Annotated in this window: 21 protein-coding genes; 15 read left to right on the top strand and 6 right to left on the bottom strand. The window is 71.9% G+C overall.

Annotated elements, in window-relative coordinates; translation table 11 throughout:
* The first annotated feature begins 126 nt into the window (after window positions 1-126).
* The 5 genes from JOD64_RS29245 (at window position 127) to JOD64_RS29265 (ending at window position 4711) form a co-directional block, all read left to right on the top strand.
* The gene (locus tag JOD64_RS29245; RefSeq protein ID WP_239561872.1) at window positions 127-1008 is read left to right on the top strand and encodes a Sco1979 family transcriptional regulator; all 882 of its coding nucleotides are present in this window, start codon (window positions 127-129) and stop codon (window positions 1006-1008) included.
* Between the two features lie 213 nt (window positions 1009-1221).
* On the top strand, window positions 1222-2286 hold the full coding sequence (locus JOD64_RS29250; protein WP_204945212.1) for a LacI family DNA-binding transcriptional regulator: 1065 nt from the start codon (window positions 1222-1224) through the stop codon (window positions 2284-2286).
* A gap of 2 nt (window positions 2287-2288) precedes the next feature.
* Window positions 2289-2492 carry a hypothetical protein gene (locus tag JOD64_RS29255; RefSeq protein ID WP_239559714.1) on the top strand — a complete coding sequence of 68 codons (204 nt, stop codon included), beginning with the start codon at window positions 2289-2291 and terminating at the stop codon, window positions 2490-2492.
* A gap of 110 nt (window positions 2493-2602) precedes the next feature.
* Complete coding sequence (locus JOD64_RS29260) at window positions 2603-4036, top strand: serine/threonine-protein kinase (RefSeq protein WP_239559715.1); 1434 nt, start codon at window positions 2603-2605, stop codon at window positions 4034-4036.
* Between the two features lie 33 nt (window positions 4037-4069).
* A complete protein-coding gene (locus JOD64_RS29265) occupies window positions 4070-4711 on the top strand; it encodes a histidine phosphatase family protein (protein WP_204945215.1) in 642 nt (213 codons plus the stop codon).
* On the opposite strand, the gene JOD64_RS29270 is transcribed toward JOD64_RS29265, so the two are convergent.
* On the bottom strand, window positions 4701-5225 hold the full coding sequence (locus JOD64_RS29270) for a GNAT family N-acetyltransferase (RefSeq protein ID WP_204945216.1): 525 nt from the start codon (window positions 5223-5225) through the stop codon (window positions 4701-4703). The two genes, JOD64_RS29265 and JOD64_RS29270, sit on opposite strands and share 11 nt — an antisense overlap.
* Before the next feature lie 99 nt (window positions 5226-5324).
* On the opposite strand from JOD64_RS29270, the gene JOD64_RS29275 reads away from it, so the two are divergent.
* Window positions 5325-6200, top strand: a complete 876-nt coding sequence (locus JOD64_RS29275; protein ID WP_204945217.1) for an alpha/beta fold hydrolase — start codon at window positions 5325-5327, stop codon at window positions 6198-6200.
* A gap of 21 nt (window positions 6201-6221) precedes the next feature.
* Here JOD64_RS29275 and JOD64_RS29280 read toward each other — a convergent pair whose 3' ends face one another.
* From JOD64_RS29280 to JOD64_RS29290, 3 genes are read right to left on the bottom strand one after another with little or no spacing between them, the layout of a single operon-like run.
* The gene (locus JOD64_RS29280) at window positions 6222-6719 is read right to left on the bottom strand and encodes a DinB family protein (protein WP_204945218.1); all 498 of its coding nucleotides are present in this window, start codon (window positions 6717-6719) and stop codon (window positions 6222-6224) included.
* 45 nt (window positions 6720-6764) lie between these two features.
* Window positions 6765-7205 carry a VOC family protein gene (locus tag JOD64_RS29285; RefSeq protein WP_204945219.1) on the bottom strand — a complete coding sequence of 147 codons (441 nt, stop codon included), beginning with the start codon at window positions 7203-7205 and terminating at the stop codon, window positions 6765-6767.
* A gap of 56 nt (window positions 7206-7261) precedes the next feature.
* A complete protein-coding gene (locus JOD64_RS29290) occupies window positions 7262-8044 on the bottom strand; it encodes a carbon-nitrogen hydrolase family protein (RefSeq protein WP_204945220.1) in 783 nt (260 codons plus the stop codon).
* Here JOD64_RS29290 and JOD64_RS29295 point away from each other — a divergent pair.
* The 3 genes from JOD64_RS29295 to JOD64_RS29305 all read left to right on the top strand — a co-directional run bounded on the left by JOD64_RS29295 (window position 8043) and on the right by JOD64_RS29305 (window position 11720).
* The gene (locus tag JOD64_RS29295) at window positions 8043-8837 is read left to right on the top strand and encodes a DedA family protein (protein WP_204945221.1); all 795 of its coding nucleotides are present in this window, start codon (window positions 8043-8045) and stop codon (window positions 8835-8837) included. The two genes, JOD64_RS29290 and JOD64_RS29295, sit on opposite strands and share 2 nt — an antisense overlap.
* A gap of 1012 nt (window positions 8838-9849) precedes the next feature.
* Complete coding sequence (locus JOD64_RS29300; RefSeq protein ID WP_204945222.1) at window positions 9850-10437, top strand: hypothetical protein; 588 nt, start codon at window positions 9850-9852, stop codon at window positions 10435-10437.
* Window positions 10438-11300: 863 nt separating this feature from the next.
* Window positions 11301-11720, top strand: a complete 420-nt coding sequence (locus JOD64_RS29305) for a protein-tyrosine phosphatase family protein (protein WP_204945223.1) — start codon at window positions 11301-11303, stop codon at window positions 11718-11720.
* 19 nt (window positions 11721-11739) lie between these two features.
* Here JOD64_RS29305 and JOD64_RS29310 read toward each other — a convergent pair whose 3' ends face one another.
* Complete coding sequence (locus JOD64_RS29310) at window positions 11740-14022, bottom strand: ATP-binding cassette domain-containing protein (protein ID WP_204945224.1); 2283 nt, start codon at window positions 14020-14022, stop codon at window positions 11740-11742.
* Between the two features lie 166 nt (window positions 14023-14188).
* On the opposite strand from JOD64_RS29310, the gene JOD64_RS29315 reads away from it, so the two are divergent.
* The 3 genes from JOD64_RS29315 to JOD64_RS29325 all read left to right on the top strand — a co-directional run bounded on the left by JOD64_RS29315 (window position 14189) and on the right by JOD64_RS29325 (window position 17100).
* Window positions 14189-14959, top strand: a complete 771-nt coding sequence (locus JOD64_RS29315; RefSeq protein WP_204945225.1) for a MerR family transcriptional regulator — start codon at window positions 14189-14191, stop codon at window positions 14957-14959.
* Window positions 14960-14969: 10 nt separating this feature from the next.
* The gene (locus tag JOD64_RS29320) at window positions 14970-16181 is read left to right on the top strand and encodes a D-alanyl-D-alanine carboxypeptidase family protein (RefSeq protein ID WP_204945226.1); all 1212 of its coding nucleotides are present in this window, start codon (window positions 14970-14972) and stop codon (window positions 16179-16181) included.
* A 70-nt stretch (window positions 16182-16251) separates the two neighbouring features.
* Window positions 16252-17100 (top strand): peptidylprolyl isomerase, encoded by an 849-nt coding sequence (locus JOD64_RS29325; protein ID WP_307813781.1) that lies wholly within the window; start codon window positions 16252-16254, stop codon window positions 17098-17100.
* 138 nt (window positions 17101-17238) lie between these two features.
* On the opposite strand, the gene JOD64_RS29330 is transcribed toward JOD64_RS29325, so the two are convergent.
* Window positions 17239-18273 (bottom strand): LacI family DNA-binding transcriptional regulator, encoded by a 1035-nt coding sequence (locus tag JOD64_RS29330; protein WP_204945227.1) that lies wholly within the window; start codon window positions 18271-18273, stop codon window positions 17239-17241.
* Between the two features lie 184 nt (window positions 18274-18457).
* Here JOD64_RS29330 and JOD64_RS29335 point away from each other — a divergent pair, with 184 nt between their 5' ends.
* The 3 genes from JOD64_RS29335 (at window position 18458) to JOD64_RS29345 (ending at window position 20908) form a co-directional block, all read left to right on the top strand.
* Entirely contained in the window at window positions 18458-19426 is a 969-nt protein-coding gene (locus tag JOD64_RS29335) for an acetylxylan esterase (RefSeq protein ID WP_204945228.1), read from the top strand.
* Window positions 19427-19493: 67 nt separating this feature from the next.
* Window positions 19494-20351 (top strand): M15 family metallopeptidase, encoded by an 858-nt coding sequence (locus tag JOD64_RS29340; RefSeq protein WP_307813784.1) that lies wholly within the window; start codon window positions 19494-19496, stop codon window positions 20349-20351.
* A 50-nt stretch (window positions 20352-20401) separates the two neighbouring features.
* Window positions 20402-20908 carry a DinB family protein gene (locus JOD64_RS29345; protein ID WP_204945229.1) on the top strand — a complete coding sequence of 169 codons (507 nt, stop codon included), beginning with the start codon at window positions 20402-20404 and terminating at the stop codon, window positions 20906-20908.
* Window positions 20909-20910: the final 2 nt, after the last annotated feature.

The following is a 20910-nucleotide window of genomic DNA, read 5'->3' on the forward strand; positions in this document are numbered from 1 at the left end:
CACCGACGAGACCGAATCGCCGGACCGGAGGAGTTCATCTCACTGTCGGTCCATGGCATGCTTACACGTCGGCCGGGCCGGGTGTCCGGCCACCGTGGGTCGGTGTCCGGAGGTCCGCACGTGACGATGGTTCCCGCCGAGGGTGGCCCGACAACGGGGCCGACCGTGCTGCGCATTCTGCTCGGCGCCCAACTGCGCCGCCTGCGGGAGTCCAGCGGGGTGACCCGGGAGGGCGCCGGCTGGGAGATCCGCTCCTCCGAATCCAAGATCAGTCGGATGGAACTGGGCCGGGTCGGCTTCAAGGAACGCGACGTGTCCGACCTGCTGACCCTCTACGGCGTCACCGAGGACCACGAGCGCGAGGCGCTGCTCAAGCTCGCCCGCGACGCCAACAGTCCCGGCTGGTGGCACCGCTACGGCGACGTGTTGCCGACCTGGTTCCAGTCGTACCTGGGTCTGGAAGCCGCAGCCGCGCTGATCCGCAGCTACGAGGTGCAGTTCGTGCCGGGCCTGTTGCAGACCCGGGAGTACGCCCGGGCGGTCGTGCTGCTCGGGCACGGCGCGGCTGGCCCGGCCGAGATCGACCGACGCGTCGCCCTGCGGATGCAGCGTCAGCAGTTGCTCCGCCGGGAGAGCCCGCCGCAACTCTGGGCCGTGGTGGACGAGGCGGCGTTGCGCCGCCCGATCGGCGGCCCCATGGTCATGCGCGGCCAGCTCACCGCACTCATCGAGGCGACCAAGTCGCCCAACATCCGGCTCCAGGTCATCCCGTTCGCCGCCGGTGGCCACGCCGCCGCCGGGGGCGCCTTCACCATCCTGCGCTTCGGTGACCAGGAGTTGCCCGACATCGTCTACATTGAACAGCTCACCAGCGCCATCTACCTCGACAAGCGTGACGATCTCGATTACTACGCGGTGGCCATGGAACGGCTCTGTGTCGAGGCCGAGCCGCCGGAGCGTACGCCGGAGATCCTCGGCCGACTGCTGGACGAGCTCTACCCGGCGTGACCGGCGAGCGGGGGCCACGGCTGCAGCTCCGCCGCGTCAGTGCCCGAACCGTGCCGATCAACTTCTGACCAGGGGTTCACCTGCCCTGGACGTCCGTGTCGGGCCTGGCACGTTCATCCCGCCGGCGTGGGCCGGTCCTTTGTATTGACCGACGCCGACTAATCGAGCTAGTCTCTGTATCGATACAGACTGGATCGATACAGAGAGGCGCCGGTGAAGCCAACACTGCAAGCCGTAGCTGACGCCGTCGGCGTCTCCCGCAGCACCGTGTCCAACGCCTACAGCCGCCCCGACCAGCTCTCCGCCACCCTGCGCGAGCGGATCCTGGACGCCGCCCGCCAACTCGGTTACCCCGGCCCCAACCCCACGGCACGCTCCCTGCGCCGCGGCTTCGTCGGATCTATCGGGGTGCTCTTCACCTCGCAACTGTCGTACGCGTTCACCGACCCGTTCGCGGTCCGCTTCCTGGCCGGGGTCGGCGGGGCCGCCGAGCGGCACGCCACCAGCATGCTGCTGGTGCCGCTGCCCCCGGGGCAGACCGACGCCCGGCGGGCGGTGGAGAACGCCGCGGTCGACGGGTTCTGCGTCTACTGCGTGGCCGACGAGGAATGGGCGTTGGACGTGATTCGCGACCGCGGGCTGCCGTACGTGAGCACGGCGGCCCGCGACGACGCCGGCCCGGACGAGCGGTTCGTCGGCATCGACGAGCGGGCCGCCGCGCACAGCGCCGCCGCGCACGTCGCCGGACTCGGACACCGCCGGGTGGCCCTGCTCGCCGACTCCGTGCTGCCCGGTGCCCCAGCCGGCCCACTCAGCCTGTCCGGCGTGCACGAGGCGGGGCACCCGACGACTCGGGGCCGGCTCGCCGGATTCGCCGACGCGTTCGCCGAGGTCGGGGTCGGCTGGGGCGAGCTGACCCTGCTCAACGCGCCGGGCAACAGTCGCCAGGCGGCCATCGCCGCTGTGGCCGGGCTGTTCGACGGGCCGACAGCGCCGACCGCCGTGCTGGCCGGCTCCGACGTGCTTGCCCTCGGCGTACTGGATGCCCTGGCCGCGCGGCCAGACCGTGATCGCCCGCCGGTCTCGGTGACCGGTTTCGACGACGTCCCCGAGGCCGCCGCGGCCGGCCTCACCACCGTCCGGCAGCCGGCCGAAGAAAAGGGCCGGATCGCCGCCGAACTGCTGCTCGACCCGCCCGCGGACGCCGCGGCCGGTCATGTGTTGCTGCCCACCGCACTCGTCGTCCGGGGCTCCACCGGACCTGTCCCGAGGAGTTGACCATGGAACTTCCCACCGGATACCTCACCGCGCTCGACGCGATGAACCGCCACGTCAACTCGGCCCGACCGGACGCCCCGGTCCAGGTCGAACGGGCCCGCCCGGCCCTGCTCACCCCGAGCCGGCAGGCCGTGGCCGTCGCCCTGCGTCGGCTCGCCGACCGCATCCAGCCGCGACCGCTGCCCGCCGCGCCCCACTGCTCCTGACCCGGTCACAACCCATTCTGGTACGTACGGGACAAACAGTGTGGGCCCAGGCACGGAGGGTGGTCGAGTAGGGCACGGCCAGGCAGACTGGTGAAGCCATGTCGCCCTTCATGCCTACCCTCCGTCTCCACGACCGCTACGTACTGCACGAGCGGATCGGTCTCGGCGGCATGTCCGAGGTGTGGCGGGCCGACGACGACGTGCTCGGCCGGCCCGTCGCGATCAAGGTCCTCGCCGGGCAGCTCGCCACCGACCCGCAACTGCGGGCCACCATCCAACGCGAGGCCCGCGCGGCCGCCCGGCTGACCCACCCACACGTGACCCAGGTGTACGACTACGCCGAGGCGACCCTGGCCAGCGGCGTCGTCGTCCCCTACCTGGTGATGGAGCTCGTCGAGGGCCACAACCTGGCCGACCGGCTGCGGACCGGGCCGCTGCCCTGGCCGGAGGCGGTCCGAGTGGCCGGGCAGATCGCCGCCGCGCTTGCCGCCGCGCACCGTATCGGCGTCGTGCACCGCGACGTCAAGCCGGGCAACGTCATGCTCACCGACACCGGCGCCAAAGTGCTCGACTTCGGCATCGCCGCACTTGGCGGGCTCGACGGTCAGTCCGGCGAGCCGCTGATGGGCACACCCGCCTACTTCGCCCCGGAGCGGCTCACCGCCGGCCCACCCGACCCGGCCAGCGACGTGTACGCCCTCGGCGTGCTGCTCTATCGCACCCTCACCGGGCGGGCACCGCTGCCCGTGCAGAGCTGGGAGGACGCGCTGGAGGTGCACCGGCGCGGCACTCCGGTGCCGCCGCTGCGGGTGCCCGGCCTGCCCGCCGACATCGCCGAGCTGACCATCGCCTGCCTGGCCGCCGACCCGGCCGACCGGCCGAGCGCCGCGCAGTTGGCTCGCCGCTTCGGCGCCGGACAACCGGTCGAGCCGCCCACCGAGTTGCTGCGCATCCTGCCGGCGGCCCACCCTCCCACCTTGATCGACCGCTCGGCGGCGCGCCCCGTCCCGGTTGCCGCCGTGCCGGCCCGCCGCCGATCGCGCCGGCCCCTCGCCGTGCTGGTCGCGGCCGGTGTCGCCGTGCTGGTCGGCCTGGGCGCCCTACTGGAGGAGGGTCCGCTCGGCAACCCGGCCGCACCCAACCGGGCCGAGGTCGCCGGTCCGCCGTCGGCCTCCGCTCCGGCGCCCACGACGCAATCGCCGACGCCGGCAGCACCGTCGTCGCCACCGGCCACCAACACCGCACCTCCGACCGTGGGGCAGCAGATGCCCGTCAGCCTCCGGGAGGTGACCAGCGAGTTCGGGGCCGTCCTCGCGACGGCGGTCGCCCGCGGCGACGTCGAGCGAGAGACCGCCGAAGACCTGCGCGACGATCTCGCCGACCTGAGCCGCCGCACCAGGGACCGGGCAAAGCGCGTCGCCGACCTGCGTGAACACATCGCCGAACTGGTGGAACGCGACCGACTACCAGCGCAGACGGGCGCCCAGCTCGACGCGTTGCTGACCCAGGCCGGCAGCTTCTCCACCGGCCGTACGGACGACTGATAACTCTCTCTATGCCGCTGGCATGATGTCCCGATGCGGACACGTCTGATCTTCGTGCGACATGGCGAGTCGCTCCACCAGCTCGAAGGAATCGTGGGCGGGCCACGTGGTTGTCGGGGCCTCACCGCCGTTGGCCACGAGCAGGCACACGACCTGGCCAACCGGCTCACCGGTGACGTTGCTGCCGACGGACCGGTAGCGGTCTACTCGTCGGTCCTGCGCAGGGCTGTCGAGACGGCGCAACCGATCGGCGCGGCGTTCGGCGTCCGACCGGTTGCCGACTGTGGTCTGTGCACCTGGCACACACCCCCGTACGCCGACGGCCTGCCGACTGCCCGCTTCCGCGCGGAACACGCGGTGGCTGGTGGGGGAGTGTTCCGGCCGTTCGAGGAGGGCAACGAGAGCTGGGCCGAGTTGGTGGTCCGCGTCAGCCGCGCGATCATGGAGATCGCCCACCGGCACCGGGGCGCCACCGTCGTCCTGGTGGGCCACAGCGAGACTGTCGAGGGCGCTTTCCACGCGCTCGCCGCGCAGCCGATCTTTCGGGCGTTCGACCTGGACGTGCCCCCGGCCTCGATCACCGAGTGGACCACCGACCACGACCCCGGCGGTTGGCCGCCGGCCCGTTGGACGCTACGTCGATTCGGCGACACCGGCGGGTGGCCTAGAGCGTGATCCAGTACCGCCGCGCCGGACCGAGTTCGGTGTCCCGAATCTCCTCCAGGGCTCCGCAGTGGTGCTCGATCGTCTTCGCCGACCCGATGTTGTCCACCTCGCAGACGATCAGCACCCGATCCAGCCCGATCGCCCGCGCCTCATTGAGCATCCGGCCGAGTGCCCAGGTCGCCAGCCCGCGGCGGCGGGCCGTCGGGCGGATGCCATAGCCGATGTGGCCGGCGACCCGTAACAGATGGTCGTTGAGTTCGTGTCGCAGCGCGATCCCGCCGAGCACCCGGTCGTCCTCGACGATCCACCGGTACGTGCACGGCACCTGACCAGCATCCAACGGTTTCTCCGAATTCGGCCGGTCGACCAGCCGGGCCACCCAGGCTGCGAAGCCGTCGGGAGAGCGCACCTCATCGGTCGACCGCAGCCCGAAACCGTCCTCGTGGAGGCCGGGACCCCACTCGTCGTGCGCCTCCAGCCAGGCAGCGTGCAGTCCGACGGTGGGCGCGAGCAACTCGGGCATGTTGCGACGGTAGCGGCCCGGAGCCCGGGCAGCACCTCATGGATGTCGCCGGCACGGCGTGGGCATCCACCGGCGCTTGCCGGCCGTAGTCTCACCGGCATGACGACAACGCAGACACACACCCTCGCCATACCCGGCGTCGACCTGGTCTACGACGTCCGCGGCCCGCTACCCCCGTCCGACGGGCGCCCCGCGCTGCTCATGATCGGCCAACCGATGACGGCGGAAGGCTTCAACGCCCTTGCCCCGCACTTCACGGACCGCACGGTCGTCACCTACGACCCGCGCGGCCTGGGCCGTAGCGTCCGCAAGGACGGCCGTACCGACCACACACCGCAGCAGCAGGCAGCCGACCTGCACCTGCTGGTCGAGGCGCTCGGCGCCGGCCCGGTCGAGGTGTTGGGCAGCAGCGGCGGTGCGGTGACGGGACTCGAACTCGTCGCGACCTACCCGGGCGACGTCGTCACGTTGGTGGCGCACGAGCCACCGATCAACGCGGTGCTCCCCGACGCCAGCGCCGCCGAGCGCGCACGGGCCGACTTCTACGAGGCGTACCAGGCCAAGGGCACCGGTGCCGGCATGGCCGCGTTCATCGCGATGACGTCGTGGCAGGGCGAGTTCACCGATGCCTACTTCGGTCAGCCCGTTCCCGACCCGGCGACGTTCGGGCTGTCCACTAAGGACGATGGCACCCGCGACGACCCGCTGCTGTCGGACCTTTCATGGGCGATCAGCGACTACCGCCCCGACGCGAGCCGGCTCACCGCGGCGCCGACTCGAATCGTGATCGCGGTGGGCGAGGAGTCGGCGGGGACGTACACCGCGCGTACGGCCCTCGGCCTGGCGGCTCTGCTCCGCCAGGAGGCCGTGGTGTTCCCGAGTCACCACGGCGGTTTCATGGGTGGTGAGTTCGGTTATGCGGGCAAGCCGGAGGAGTTCGCGGCCCGGTTGCGGGAGGTGCTGGACGCCGGCTGACCGCGCGGGTGGGCGCCCGCGCTAGTCGTTCACGAGTTGCTCACGCAGGATCTCGGCGTGCCCGCAGTGCTGGGCGAATTCGCGCAGCACGTGCAGGTACACCCAGCGCAGGGGCAGTGGGCCGCGCCGGTTGCCACGAAGCACGTCGTCCAGGCTCAACGAGGACGTCGCGCGGCGGGAGGCTTCGCAGGCCTCCCGGTGCGCTTGCTGGATGGTGGCGATCGTGTCGGCGTCGTCGAGGATGAACGACTCGTCCGGCGTCGCGGGAATGCCGATTTCGGCACGGGACCGGCACGTGACGGCCTCGTCGAACCAGACCTTCTCCACGAACGCGGCATGCTTCACCAGACCCAGCAGCGTGGTCCGCGACGGCACCAACGACCGGCGCGCCTGCTCCTCGGTCAGCCCGTCCAGGCAACTGTTGAGGTCTCTGCGGTGCTCGTCGATGAACGCCTCGAACTGGGCCTTGGCCGGTTGGCCGATGACGTCGTCGGCGAAGGTCGGCGGAAAGGTGGTCATCCGCGAAGCATCCCAAGGTCGCCGCCGAGGAGCAAACAGCACACCTCAGCCGAAAGCGATGAGGGCGCCGCGCTCGTCGAAGCGGGCCGTGCCCGCCCACGCGACCTCCCAGCGGTTGCCCTCGGGGTCGGCAAAGTAGCCGGAGCGCCCACCCCAGGGTCGGTCGGTCGGCTCCGCCACCACCACCGCGCCCGCCGCGACAGCCGCGGCGAAGGCCGTGTCGACCTCCTCGCGGCTGTCGACGTTGCAGGCCAGGGTGACGCCGGACCACCCGCCGGCTGGATCGGGCACACCCGGCGCCGCCTCGGCGGCCAGCTCCGGCAGCGGGAAGAGCGCGAACAGGACGCCACCGAGCAGGAAGGCCGACCAGCTGTCGTCACTGGCCGGCAGCTCGGACCAACCCAGTGACCGATAGAACGACCGCAGCGCGCCGATGTCGCGTGCTCCCAGCGTGACCACGGACAGTCGAGAGGGGAGTGAACCCATGAGGATCATCCTGCCCTAGGCCTAGGACACTGTGCGACGCAACGCCGATGCTGCCTTCAGATGATCTCGACGCTGAGCAGCTCGTTCGGCTCCGTGCCCGCCCGCGCGTACACCTCGCCGGCCGGCGTCCACACCCCTGACCGCCCCGCCGCCTCGGTGTAGCCGCCGCCGGTCGAACCGGCGAAGCTCGCCATCGCCACCCAGACCCGGTGCGCGGCAACGATCCGCTGCGCCCGCTCGTCCACCACGGCGGCATCACCTGCCGATTCCAGAACGCCCGCCGCGTACACGTCGATCCCGAGCGCGGCGGTGAGTTCCGCGTGCGCGGCGACGCCGGTGTCCTTGCAGATCGCCAGCCCCACCCGCCATCCGTCCACATCGAGCACGGCGGGCGTGTCGCCCGGCCGGAACCGGCGGGACTCCGCGTCACCCAGCCACATCTTCCGGTACGCCACCGACACCCCGTCACCGGTCACCGCCAGCATCGCGATGTGGTCACCGGCGACGGGTGCACCGACCAGCGCCAGCGCTCCCGTCTCGGCGCAGGCGTCGACCAGCGGCGCCAACCGCAGGTCGTCGACCGACACGACCGCCGCGTCCAACTCGTACCCCGTCAGTGACAGCTCCGGAAAGAGCACCACCCGGGCACGCGCCGCGCGGACCGCGGCCGCGTGCGCGAGCGCGTTCGCCGCGACATCCAGGGGTACGCACAGCGGCTGCACCGCCGCGAGCCGCAGCGGGGTGCGGCTTTCCGCACCCCTGTCGGTGTGGTCATGCCGTGCGGTCGGGTGGTCAACTGCATGGTCGATTCCCAGGATCACTTCGTACGGTGAAGGCATGATTCGAACGTCCCACGTCGTGCTCGCCACCGGAACCCCCACCGCCGCAGCGGAACCACCACAGGGTGGGATCGTCGGATACGTCAGTGACCTGGTGGAACGGCTCGGCGGGCCGGGCGCCGGCCTGGCGGTGGCATTGGAGAACCTGTTCCCGCCGATCCCCAGCGAGGTGATCCTGCCGCTGGCCGGGTTCGTTGCGGCGCAAGGCCGAATCAGTCTGATCGGTGCGATCTTCTGGACCACGCTGGGTTCGGTGTTGGGCGCGCTGGCGCTCTACCTGATCGGCGCGTCGCTTGGTCGCGACCGGATGCGCGCCATCGTGGCCCGGCTGCCACTGGTCAAGCTCAGCGACGTCGACCGGACCGAGGCGTGGTTCCTCCGGCACGGAGTGAAGGCCGTCTTCTTCGGCCGGATGATTCCGATCTTCCGGAGCCTGATCTCCATTCCGGCCGGGGTGGAGCGCATGCCGGTGGCCACGTTTTTGCTCTACACCACGCTGGGCAGCCTGATCTGGAACACCACCTTCGTGCTCGCCGGCTACCTGCTCGGCGACAACTGGCACCTCGTCGAGGGGTACGTCGGCACGCTCCAGAAGGTGGTGATCGTGGTCTGCGTGGCGGCGGTCGCCTGGTTCGTCGGGTCCCGCGTGCTGCGAGCCCGCCGTGCCGCCCGCAACCCCGAGATGGCCGAATCGGGTGTCCACGGCTCCGGCGACCCCGCGCCCGGGGTGCCCGATCCCGGTGGGCGCGGCACGCTCTATCGGAGCGGCGCGTGGGCCTCTGACGACCGCTAGCCCCCGACTCGGACAGATGACCGCTTACTGCCGCCGAATCCTGGCCGTGTCGCGCTAGCTGGAAGCCTGACGCGCACAGGATCGGAGGCGGTGCGGTCGCGTGGCTCGCGGTGCGGGCGTGCCGTGGCGTGGCGTGGCGCGGGGCGGTCGAGGGGCGGTCGCGGGGTGGCACTGGGCGGTCGCGGGGCGGTCGCGGGGTGGCGCTGGGCGGTCGCGGGGTGGCGCGGGCAATCGCGGGGTGGCGCTGGGCGGTCGTGGGGGGCGCTGGGCGGCCGCGGTGGCATGATCGACACAACTTCGCCGAGGTTGGGGTGTTATCCGCCCCGGATACCGCAATGTCGGCGATCTGGAGTGGATCATGCGGGTGGCAGGCCATGCGAGGCCTACGCATGTCGCACGCTGGGTGGTTTGTCCGGTCTGGGATGTCGGGCCTGGCTGAGCCCGTCGCAAACGTGGGCGCTTTGTCCGGTCTGGGGCTCTCTGGCCTGTGACCGGTGGCATCCGGGGCCTGGAATCATGGCCGGGCCGGGGTCGTTACATACCCTGACGATCGCAGCACCACCGGCCGGCCCCGAGGGTTGGGGTGCTGGCCGCGGGGTTGGAATGCCGGCCCCGGCCCGGTCGTTACAGTCCCCACGAACGACCGCCCGGCCACGACCTCCAGTGGGTGCCGATGGACGGGCCACCCCGGAATGACCCCGGACCCCCGGTCGTTACACAGACCCGGTGCCGCAAGCCCCCGGCTCGTGGCCCACCCCGGGAATGACCCCGGACTCCGGGTCGTTACACACAGACCCGGCGCCCAAGCTCCCCGCTCGTGGGCCGCCCCCGGGAATGACCCCGCACCGCGGGTCGTTACACCCGGACCCGGCGCGACAAGCCCCCGCTTGTAGGCCGCCGACCCTTAAGACTTTCCCCCGCGTTTGTTGCAGCGCCGGACGAGGTGCTCGCACCCGGCACACCTTTCCCTTATGGGTGTGCGGGTGTTCCTACCCCCGAAGGAGCTACCCCCATGAACACGATCATGCGTAAGAGCGTCCTGTCCGTTGCCGGTCTCGCGTTCGCCGGTGGTGTCTTCGCCGGTCCGATCGCCGCCCACGCCAACCCGGCTGTGGATGCCAAGCCCGTCGCCGTGGCCGTGCAGGCCGACAAGCCCGACACCGCCAAGCTGATCCCGCACGGCACCCAGGGCGACCAGTCGCGCATCACCCTCAACGACGAGCAGACCGCCAACGCCAAGGCGATCATCGCCGCCACGAAGAAGGCCGGTCTCCCGGAGCGCGCCGCGGTCATCTCCATCGCCACCAGCCTGCAGGAGTCGAAGCTGGAGAACCTGGGCCACCTCGGCGACATGAACGACCACGACTCGCTGGGCCTGTTCCAGCAGCGCCCCAGCTCGGGTTGGGGCACCCCGGAACAGATCACCGACCCCGCCTACTCCACGACGGCGTTCCTGAAGGGTCTGCGGCAGATCGACGGGTGGCAGGACATGCCCCTGACCCAGGCCGCGCAGACCGTGCAGGTCTCCGCCTACCCGGACGCCTACGCCCAGTGGGAGCAGCAGGCCGCCGACCTGGTGGGCCAGTACTGGAACAGCTGACCCCCACACCACCCGAACGACACTGCTGATGGCCGGCACCCCGAACCCTGGGGTGCCGGCCATCGGCATACCCACACCCGGCACAGGCGTGGCGCTCCGGGGCGGCACCCGCAGTCCGCAGCCGACCCGGCCCCGCGCCAGCGCCGCCCTGCGCCAGCGCCGCCCTGCGCCAGCGCCGCCCTGCGCCAGCGCCGCCCTGCGCCAGCGCCGCCCTGCGCCAGCGCCGCCCTGCGCCAGCGCCGCCCTGCGCCAGCGCCGCCCTGCGCCAGCGCCGCCCTGCGCCAGCGCCGCCCTGCGCCAGCGCCGCCCTGCGCCAGCGCCGCCCTGCGCCAGCGCCGCCCTGCGCCAGCGCCGCCCTGCGCCAGCGCCGCCCTGCGCCAGCGCCGCCCTGCGCCAGCGCCGCCCTGCGCCAGCGCCGCCCTGCGCCAGCGCCGCCCTGCGCCAGCGCCGCCCTGCGCCAGCGCCGCCCTGCGCCAGCGCCGCCCTGCGCCAGCGCCGCCCTGCGCCAGCGCCGCCCTGCGCCAGCGCCGCCCTGCGCCAGCGCCGCCCTGCGCCAGCGCCGCCCCGCGCCAGCGCCGCCCCGCGCCCGTGTCCGGGCAGCCTCGGGCCTGCGTTGGTCATGGACTTGTGGTGTCCGGTCGGGAACATCGTGGGGGTCGGGCTGGTTGTGGACAGTGTCGGTGTGACTCAGTGTCCCCGGGCCTCACCTAATATTGCCTTCGCGGAATACCGTTCGGCTGGAGCCGCGTCGCGCCACTCGCCGAGAGGCGACCTGCACACCGACACCAGCGCCGCCCCCGACCGATGGCCGGGGGCGGCGCTGTCTGTGCCCACCGTCAGGCCAGCGGCGGCACAATGCTCGGGTGACTGATGCTCAGCCCTGGTCCGAGCAGCCGGGCGTACTCGTGCTCCCCGGTGGGGCGACGGTGCGCGGTCGCCGTATCGGCGCGGCTGCCTCGCCTGCCGACTTCGCCCTGCTGTTGGCGCCCGGTCCGGAGCCGGCCTGGCCGTATCGGCGGATCCGGTGGCCCGACTTCTGGGTGCCGGTCGATCGTGCCGATGCCCTCGATGCCCTGCGGTCGGCGCTGCGGCGGGCGCAGGACGGTGAGCGCGTCGAGGTTGCCTGTCGGGGTGGGGTTGGGCGTACCGGAACGGCGTTGGCCGCGTTGGCGATTCTTGACGGCCTGCCGGCCGAGCGGGCAGTGCCGTGGGTCCGGGCGGGCTACCACCCGAAGGCGGTGGAGACTCCGTGGCAGCGACGCTGGCTGCGCCGCGTCTCCTGAGAGCCGCCGTTCCGCACCGCTAGGCCTGGGAGGTCTGCGCCGGTTCGTTGACGTACTCGCGCAGGTGGTGGGCGGTGAGCGTGTCGCCGCGGGTGACCAGTTCGGCGGGGGTGCCGGTGAAGACGACCTGGCCGCCGTCGTGCCCGGCGCCCGGGCCGAGGTCGATGAGCCAGTCCGCGTGGGCCATGACCGCCTGGTGGTGCTCGATGACGATCACCGTGTTTCCGGTGTCGACCATCCGGTCGAGCAGGGCCAACAGTTGGTCCACGTCGGCCAGGTGCAGGCCGGTGGTCGGCTCGTCCAGCACGTACGTGGTGGTCTTCTCCGCAAGGTGGATGGCGAGCTTGAGTCGTTGCCGTTCACCGCCCGACAGGGTGGTCAGCGGCTGGCCGAGGCTGAGGTAGCCCAGCCCGACGTCGACCAGCCGACCGAGGATGAGGTGCGGAAAGAAGGCGTACGCCTCGGTGACCGACATGGCCAGAACTTCGCTGATGTTCTTGCCGCGCAGCGTGTACGTGAGCACCTCGTCGGTGAACCGCCGCCCCTCGCACCGCTCGCAGACGCTGGCGACGCCGGCCATCATCGCCAGGTCCGTGTAGATCAGCCCGATGCCCTTGCAGGCGGGGCAGGCGCCCTCGGAGTTGGCGCTGAACAGCGCCGCCTTGACGCCGTTGGCCTTGGCGAAGGCGGTACGGATCGGGTCGAGCAGCCCGCTGTAGGTTGCCGGGTTGCTCCGTCGTGACCCGCGGATCGGGGACTGGTCGACGATCACGACCCCGGAGCGGCCGCGCAGCGACCCGTGGATCAGTGAGCTCTTGCCGGAGCCGGCCACGCCGGTGACCACGGTGAGCACCCCGAGTGGGATGTCGACGTCCACGTCCCGCAGGTTGTGCAGGTCGGCCTGGCGGATGGCGAGCTGCCCGGTGGGTGGGCGTACCGCCTCGCGCAGGGTCACCCGGTGGTCGAGGTGCCGCCCGGTGAGCGTGTCGGAGCGGCGCAGGCTGGGCACGTCGCCGGTGAAGCAGATGCGGCCGCCGTCGGAGCCGGCCCCGGGTCCGAGGTCGACCACGTGGTCGGCGATCGCGATGGTTTCCGGTTTGTGCTCGACCACCAGCACGGTGTTGCCCTTGTCGCGCAGCCGCAGCAGCAGGTCGTTCATCCGGGCGATGTCGTGCGGGTGCAGGCCGACGGTGGGTTCGTCGAAGACGTACGTGACGTCGGAGAGGCTGGAGCCGAGGTGCCGGACCATCTTCACGCGTTGCGCCTCACCGCCGGACAGGGTCGCCGACTCACGGTCCAGGCTGAGGTAGCCCAGCCCGATCTCGACAAGCGACTCCAGCAGTTCGCGCAGGTTGGCGATCAGCGGTGCCACCGCCGGGTCGTCGACGCCCCGGACGAACGCGGCCAGGTCGCTGATCTGCATGGCCGAGCACTCGGCGATGTTTCGCCCGGCGATCCGTGCCGACAGGGCCGCCGCGTTGAGTCGGGTGCCGTGGCAGTCGCCGCAGGTGGTGAAGGTGACCGCCCGGTCGACGAAGGCGCGGATGTGCGGTTGCATCGACTCGCGGTCCTTGGCCAGGAGGAGCCGCTTGACCTTGACGGCCAGACCCTCGTACGTCCAGCTGTTGCCGCCCACCTTGATCTTGGTGGCCGGCTTGTGGAGGAAGTCCTCCCACTGTTGCGGGGTGAAGTCCTGGAGTTTGACGTCCGGGTCGAACAGGCCGGAGCCGACGATGGTCTGCCAGTACCAGGAGTCGACAGCGAAGTTGGGCACGGTGATCGCGCCGTCGTTGAGGGAGCGCTCGACGTCGACCAGCTCGTTGACGTCGAGGTCGGAGACCCGACCCAGCCCTTCGCAGGTGGGGCACATGCCCTCGGGCAGGTTGAAGCTGAACGCCCCGGCGCCGCCGATGGACGGCTGGCCGAGCCGGCTGAAGAGGATCCGCAGCATGGCGTACGCGTCGGTGGCGGTGCCGACGGTGGAGCGGGAGTTGGCTCCCATCCGCTCCTGGTCGACGACGATGGCCGCGCTGAGGTTGCGCAGCGAGTCGACGTCGGGCCGGTTGAGGTTCGGCATGAACGACTGGAGGAACGCGCTGTAGGTCTCGTTGATCATGCGTTGGGACTCTGCGGCGATGGTGCCGAAGACCAGTGACGACTTGCCCGACCCGGAGACACCGGTGAAGACGGTCAACCGGCGCTTGGGGATGTCGACCGAGACGTTGGCGAGATTGTTCTCCCGCGCCCCGCGTACCTCGATCATGTCGTGGCTGTCGGCGGCGGACCATGCTGGCTGCGACATGCGAACCCTTCACGGAGTCATGGCGGGAGTTTCTCCCGCCGGGCACTGGCGGGTTCCATTGTCTCATTCATGCCCATGTAGAGAGTTTTGACGAAATCCGAGCGCGGCCCTCAGCAGGACGCCCCGGAAAGTCTCAAATCACGTCGTAAGCGGTACGGTGGCTCGCGTGGACGTTGCCCCGGAGGATCGGCTGCGCGCCGTGGACCTGGCGGCCACCGTCGGGATCTCGGTGCAGCAGGTGCGCAACTACGTCGAGCTGGGTGTGCTGCCGCCGGTGCGGCGCACCGCGAGCGGGTACCGGATCTTCACGACCGAGCACGCACGGGCGCTGACCGTGGCGCGGCGGCTGGCCGAGGGGCACGGCTGGAGCCGTACCCGGGAGATCATGGCGGCGGTGCACCGGGGCGACCTGCCGGTGGCCCTCGCGGCGCTCGACGGCGGCCACGCGGAGCTGGACCGGGAACGCGCCGAGATCCGTCGGGTGCTCGGCGCCTTCGAGACCGTGTTGGCCAGCTCGCCGCAGGCCCGGCCGGCACCGCGCCGGGGCGCCCGCATCGGCGAGGTCGCCGCCCTGGTCGGGGTCCGCACCTCGCAGCTGCGGCTGTGGGAGGACCGCCAACTGCTGCGGCCGAGCCGCACCCCGGGCACCAACTACCGGGTGTACGACGAGGCGGAGCTACGCGCCGCGCAGGTCATCGCGCTGCTACGCCGAGGCGCGTACCCGTTCGAAATCATCGAGGCGGTGCTGGGCGAACTGCGGAGCACCGGCAGCGCGCAGCGGGTCCGAGCCGAGCTTGCCCGCCGCGAGCAGGAGCTGCACGTCCGCAGCCTGCGTCGGCTGCGGGGGAGCGCCGCGCTGCACGACTACCTGCGCGGTCGCGGCGACGTGGTGGACCGACCGGGGTATCCCGTCCCGCCGGCCGATCTTGTTGACTAGGGTCGGGCACATGAGAGCTGCGCTGCTGGCCGCCACGGCGTCCGTCATCCTGCTCGCTCCCGCGCCGGTCGCCGCCGCGAGAGCGCCTGCCGGGCCGACCGTGCGGTGCCCCCGGGTGCCGGCGCCGGCGATGTCCCGTCCGCCCCGGCCCTCGCCACCGCCCGCCGTGCCCGAGCAACGGGTGGTCGGCGGCGCGGCGCTGGACACGGCGGGCCTGGTCGTACCGGCCGACGCCGCCGCACCACCGGGGGTCACGGCCACGTCGTGGCTGGTCGCGGACCTGGACAGCGGCCAGGTGCTCGGCGGCTGCGGCCCACACGAGTACGGCACCCCCGCCAGCGTGCAGAAGCTGCTGCTGGCGGCCACGATGCTGCCCCGACTGGACCCGAAGCAGACGGTCACCGTCACCGCGGAGGACATGAACATCGAGCCCGGCTCCTCCGCCGTCGGCCTGGTCGAGGGCGGCCGCTACACCATCGAGACCATCTGGCTCGGGCTGCTGCTCAACTCCGGCAACGAGGCGGCCAACGCGCTGGCCCGGCTCGGCGGTGGCGGAAACGACGCGTCCAGCGGCGTACGGGCCATGAACGAGCAGGCGCACCGGCTCGGCGCGCTCCAGACGCACGCGGTCACCCCGTCGGGGCTGGACGGCAAGGGACAGTTCACCAGCGCCTACGACCTGGCGCTGATCGCCCGGGCCTGCTTCGCCGAGCCGGCCTTCCGCCGGTACGCGCTGACGAAGCAGACGGCGATTCCCGCCCAGCCGGCGCAGCGCACCAAGGGTTTCCAGATCCAGAACGAGAACCAGCTCATCTACAAGTACCCGGGTGCGCTCGGCGGCAAGACCGGCTTCACCGACCTGGCCCGGCACACCTACGTGGGGGCTGCCGAACGCAACGGGCGACGGCTGGTGGTGACCCTGTTGGGTGCCGAACCGGCTCCTCAGCGCGGCTGGGAACAGGGTGCGGCCCTGCTGGACTGGGGCTTCACGCTGCCCCGGGACGCGTCCGTCGGTCGGCTGGTCGAGCCCGGCGAGTTGACCGCCACGCCGTCGGCGGCGCCGTCCGCGCTGGCGGTGCCCGCAGGACCTCGGCCGGCGGCGGCCAGCGGACCAGCGCGTACCGGCTCGGGATGGTTGTGGTCGGTGGTCTCGGTCAGCGGCGCGGGGGTGCTGGTGCTGTTGGGCGGGCTGCTGTGGCGGCGTCGCGGTCGGCTGCCCTGACGGATCGACATCGGGCGCTGACGTCCATAGACTCCGGTCTTTCTGGCACCACGAGTCCAGGAGGATCCCAGTGTCGAGTGAACTCGAACCGCGCCCCGGTGTGGCGGCACCCCGCCGGCCGGTGCGCGCCCTGACCCGCCTCGCGGGGGTGAGCGTGCTCGCCGGTGCGCTGGTCGTGGGCGCGTCCGCCACCGCGCTCGCCGCGCCCGGCCCGTCGGCCGACGCGGTGACGGCGTCCGCCACCCCGGCCGCCGCCGTCGACACCGCCACCCGACCGCCGCGCACCACGCACGGCCCCTGCGCGTACACGCAGACGCCCGAGGAACCCGCGGCCCGGCCGGTGCCGCTGCCGCCCGACCCGCGACGCACCCCGGCCCGGGGCAGCGTCCGGGTGACCTTGGCGACCAACCACGGGCCGATCGGGCTGACCCTCGACCGGGCCGCCGCGCCGTGCACCGTGCAGAGCTTCCTGCACCTGGTCGGCAAGCGCTTCTACGACCGCACCTCGTGCCATCGGCTCACCGCGTACCCCACGCTGAGCGTGCTGCAGTGCGGTGACCCGTCGGGCACCGGCGAGGGCGGCCCGGGGTACCGGTACCGCGACGAACTGCCGACCGACCTGCCGCCGGCGCCGACCGACCCCACCGGGGAGCGTCGGGTGTACGCGCGAGGCGTGCTGGCCATGGCCAACGCCGGGCCGGACACCAACGGCAGCCAGTTCTTCCTGGTCTACGCGAACTCCGCGTTGCGCCCCAACTACACGATCTTCGGCGAGATCGACGGGGCCGGTCTGGCCACGCTGGACCGGATCGCCGCCGGGGGAGTGGCTCCGACCGCCGAGGACCCGGCACCGGTCGACGGCGCGCCCGCGCTGCCGGTCGACATCCGCAAGGCCGTCCGCTCGCACCACCACCACTGAGAACGCGGCGCGGTGGGCGGCCCTCGGTCGCTCACCGCGCCAACGGGTCCAGGAACACCCGCCGGACACGCCGGGCGCCCGGAACTTTCGGAAGCGGATCGGAACTGGTCCAACCGGTTACCGACCCAGTTCCGGCCGTCACGACGGGCCAGTCGACCCGGTCGGCGGGGCGGTGCTGTCGCGGACGACCATCTCCGTGGCGAGTTCCACCCGCGGCGAGTCGATGCCCTCACCCTGGGCCAGGCGCAGCACGGTCCGTGCCGCCAACCGTCCCATCTCGACCAACGGCTGACGCACCGTGGTCAGCGGTGGTGAAGCCCAGCGGGCCTCCGGCAGGTCGTCGAAGCCGACGACGCTCACGTCGTCCGGCACGCGTAGCCCTCGGCGTCGGATGGCCTCGTAGACGCCGAAGGCCATCTGGTCACTGGCGGCGAAGATGCCGGTCGGCGGATCGGCGAGGTCGAGCAGCGCCGTCCCGCCGGCGAACCCGGAGGCGTGGTAGAAGTCGCCCGTGTAGATCAGCACGTCGTCCACCGGCACCCCGGCGCTCTCCAGCCCGGCCCGGTAACCGTCGAGTCGCGCGCGGCTGCACAGCAGACTCGTCGGCCCGGCCACGAAGCCGATGCGCCGGTGCCCGATCGCGAGTAGATGCTCGGTCGCGGCGAGACCGCCAGCCCAGTTGGTGGCGCCGATCGTCGGCACGTCCATGGCCGGCACACCGGCCGGGTCGACGACCACCACCGGCACGTTGAGGCGGCGCAACTGCGCGTGCAGCGGCGGGCTCAGGTGCGAGGTCACGAAGATGACGCCATCGGTGGCCCGCGTGCGCAGGTTCTGCAACCACTGCCGGGCCGCGGTGGGCTGGCGGTGGATCGCGGAGACCACCGTGCCGACGCCCGCGCCGTGCCCGACGTCCTCCACGCCCCGGATGATTTCCACGGCCCAGGGGCTGTCCAGGTCGTTGAAGACCAGGTCGACGAGGCCGGCGCGACGGACGCTGCGGCTGGTGCGACGCCGGTAGCCGTGGTGACGCAGCAGCTCCTCGACTCGCTCCCGGGTGTCCGGGGCCACATCGGAGCGACCGTTGAGCACCCGTGACACGGTCGGCACCGACACCCCGGCCTCCCGTGCGATCGCGGTGATGGTCACCCTGCGTCCGTCGTCCGCGCCCACCCGCGTCTCCTTCACCGAGCCGGAAGAACGACCACAACACGTCGTCAACCGTGTGTCCCGAAACGGCGTGCCCGTCCCACGCGCCATCTTGCCCCACCGATGCGGGTTGACGACATGCCAGGTGAGTTCTAGCGTTCGCCGAAGTTACGGAAACCTTCCGGAAGTTCATCGGACTGAGGACGGCATGTACACCGATCTACCTGAGGAACAGCTGCGCGGCTACCGCGGGGTGGTCCGGGAGCCAGCGGACTTCGACGACTTCTGGGCCGGCACCCTGGCAGAGGCCCGGGATGCCGGCTGGCCGGTACGGGCCGAGCCGGTCGAGACCGGGCTGGCAAGCATCGACGTGTTCGATGTGACCTTCGCGGGTTTCGCAGGCCAGCCCGTGCGAGCCTGGCTGCGGGTGCCTCGCGGTGCCGACACGGCGCTGCCGACCGTGGTCCAGTTCGCCGGCTACGGCGGCGGGCGCGGGCACCCGTTGGAGAACCTGCTCTGGGTGTCGGCCGGGTTCGCGCACCTGCAGATGGACACCCGGGGGCAGGGCTCGGGATGGAGCCGGGGTGACACCCCGGACCTCGGCGCGGCGGGCCCGGAGGCGCCCGGGGTGACCACCCGGGGCATCGCCGACCCGAAGACCTACTACTACCGGCGACTGATCACCGACGCGGTCCGGGCGGTGGACGCCGTTCGGACCCTGCCGGTGGTCGACCCGACCAGGGTGGCGGTGCTCGGGCACAGCCAGGGCGGCGGGTTGGCGCTCGCGGCCGGCACGTTGGCACCCGGGGTGCGGGCGGTGGTCGCGTTCGTGCCGTTCCTCTGCGACATCCCGCGCGCGGTGGTGACCACCGACGCCCGGCCCTACCGGGAGATCCGCGACTACCTGGCGATCCACCGGAATGTCGAGGAGCAGGTGCTGACCACTCTGGCGTACATCGACGGGGTCAATTTCGCCCGACGCTGCCGTCGCCCGGCGCGGTACTCGGTGGCGTTGATGGACGACATCGTGCCGCCGTCGACGGTCTACGCGGCGGTCAACGCCCACGCCGGGCCGACCGAGTTGGCGGTGTGGCGGTACAACGGCCACGAGGCCGGCGGGATCGACGACGACGAGGCGGCGCTGGTCTTTCTGCGCGAACACCTGACCGACGCCTGATCGGGCACGCCGTGCCGGGCGCTCTGATCCGGCACGGGTGGCCGGGCGGGGCTGATAGACAGGACCGGTGCGCTACCGCCTCGCCGTCGTGCTCGCGCTCGCCGCGCTGCTCGGTGGCTGCTCGCGGCCGGAGCCCCGCCCCGCGCCGCAACCGACGCCGGTGAGCCCCACTCCCCGGCCGACCCCCGTCCCCAGTCCGACCTCCGCCTCGCCCGTCCCCGCCGCGGACCGGCTGCCGGGGTTCGTGGTGCTGACCGACGTCGACCCGCGCATCCACGCCGACATCCGGTACGCCACCGCGCACAACTTCGTCGGCCGCCCGATCACCGCGTATCGAGAACCGCTGTGCCTGCTCACCCGACAGGCCGCCGAGGCGCTGCGCCGGGTGCAGGACGCCGCGCTGGCCGGTGGGCACAGCCTCAAGGTGTACGACTGCTACCGCCCGCAGCCGGCGGTGGACGACTTCGTCGCCTGGTCCAAGCGTCCCGGCGAGCAGCAGACGAAGGCCGAGTTCTATCCGGACGTGGCCAAGAACCGGCTCTTCGCCGAGGGTTACATCGGGGCGCCCACCGCGCACAGTCGGGGCAGCACCATGGACCTGACCCTGGTCGACGAGCCCGCCGCCAGCCAATCCCCGTACCGGGTCGGGCAACCGCTGGTCGCCTGCACCGCGCCACGGGGGCAGCGCTTTGCCGACAACAGCATCGACATGGGGACGGGCTTCGACTGTTTCGACGCCCGCGCGCACACCGCCGACCCTCGCATCACTGGTACGGTCCGAGACAACCGTCGGTTGTTGCAGCGGCTGATGACCGACGCCGGATTCGTCAACTACGCGCGTGAATGGTGGCACTACAGCCTCCGCGACGAGCCGTACCCGGACACGTTCTTCACCGCGCCGGTCGCCCGCTCCTCGGTCGGCTGACGCGCGCCCCGGAACCGCCGCCGCCGGTGCTATCCGGCATGATCACTTCCATGACCACCGAACGGATCGGCCCCCCGGTCACCGGCGACGAGCGGGAGACGCTGCGCGCCTTCCTCGACTTCCATCGCGCGACGCTGGCCCTCAAGTGCGAGGGTCTCTCCGACGAGGAGCTGCGCCGGCAGTCCATGCCGCCCTCCACGCTGTCCCTGCTCGGCCTGGTGCGGCACATGGCGGAGGTGGAACGCGCCTGGTTCCGGCGGGTCATCGCCGGCGAGGACATCCCGTTGGTCTGGTCGGAGACCGGCGACTTCCAGCAGGCGTACGACGCCAGGTCGGCCACCCGCGCCGAGGCCTTCGACGCCTGGGAGCGCGAGGTCGAGCACGCCCGCCGAATCGAGCGGGCGGCGGCGTCGCTGGACGTGACGGGCCACAACGTCCGCTCCGGCGAGACCGTGTCGCTGCGTCTGGTGATGCTGCACCTGATCCATGAATACGCCCGGCACAACGGCCACGCCGACTTCCTGCGCGAGGGTGTCGACGGCACCGTCGGCGTCTGAGT

Source organism: Micromonospora luteifusca, assembly GCF_016907275.1.
In the GTDB taxonomy this organism is placed as follows: domain Bacteria; phylum Actinomycetota; class Actinomycetes; order Mycobacteriales; family Micromonosporaceae; genus Micromonospora; species Micromonospora luteifusca.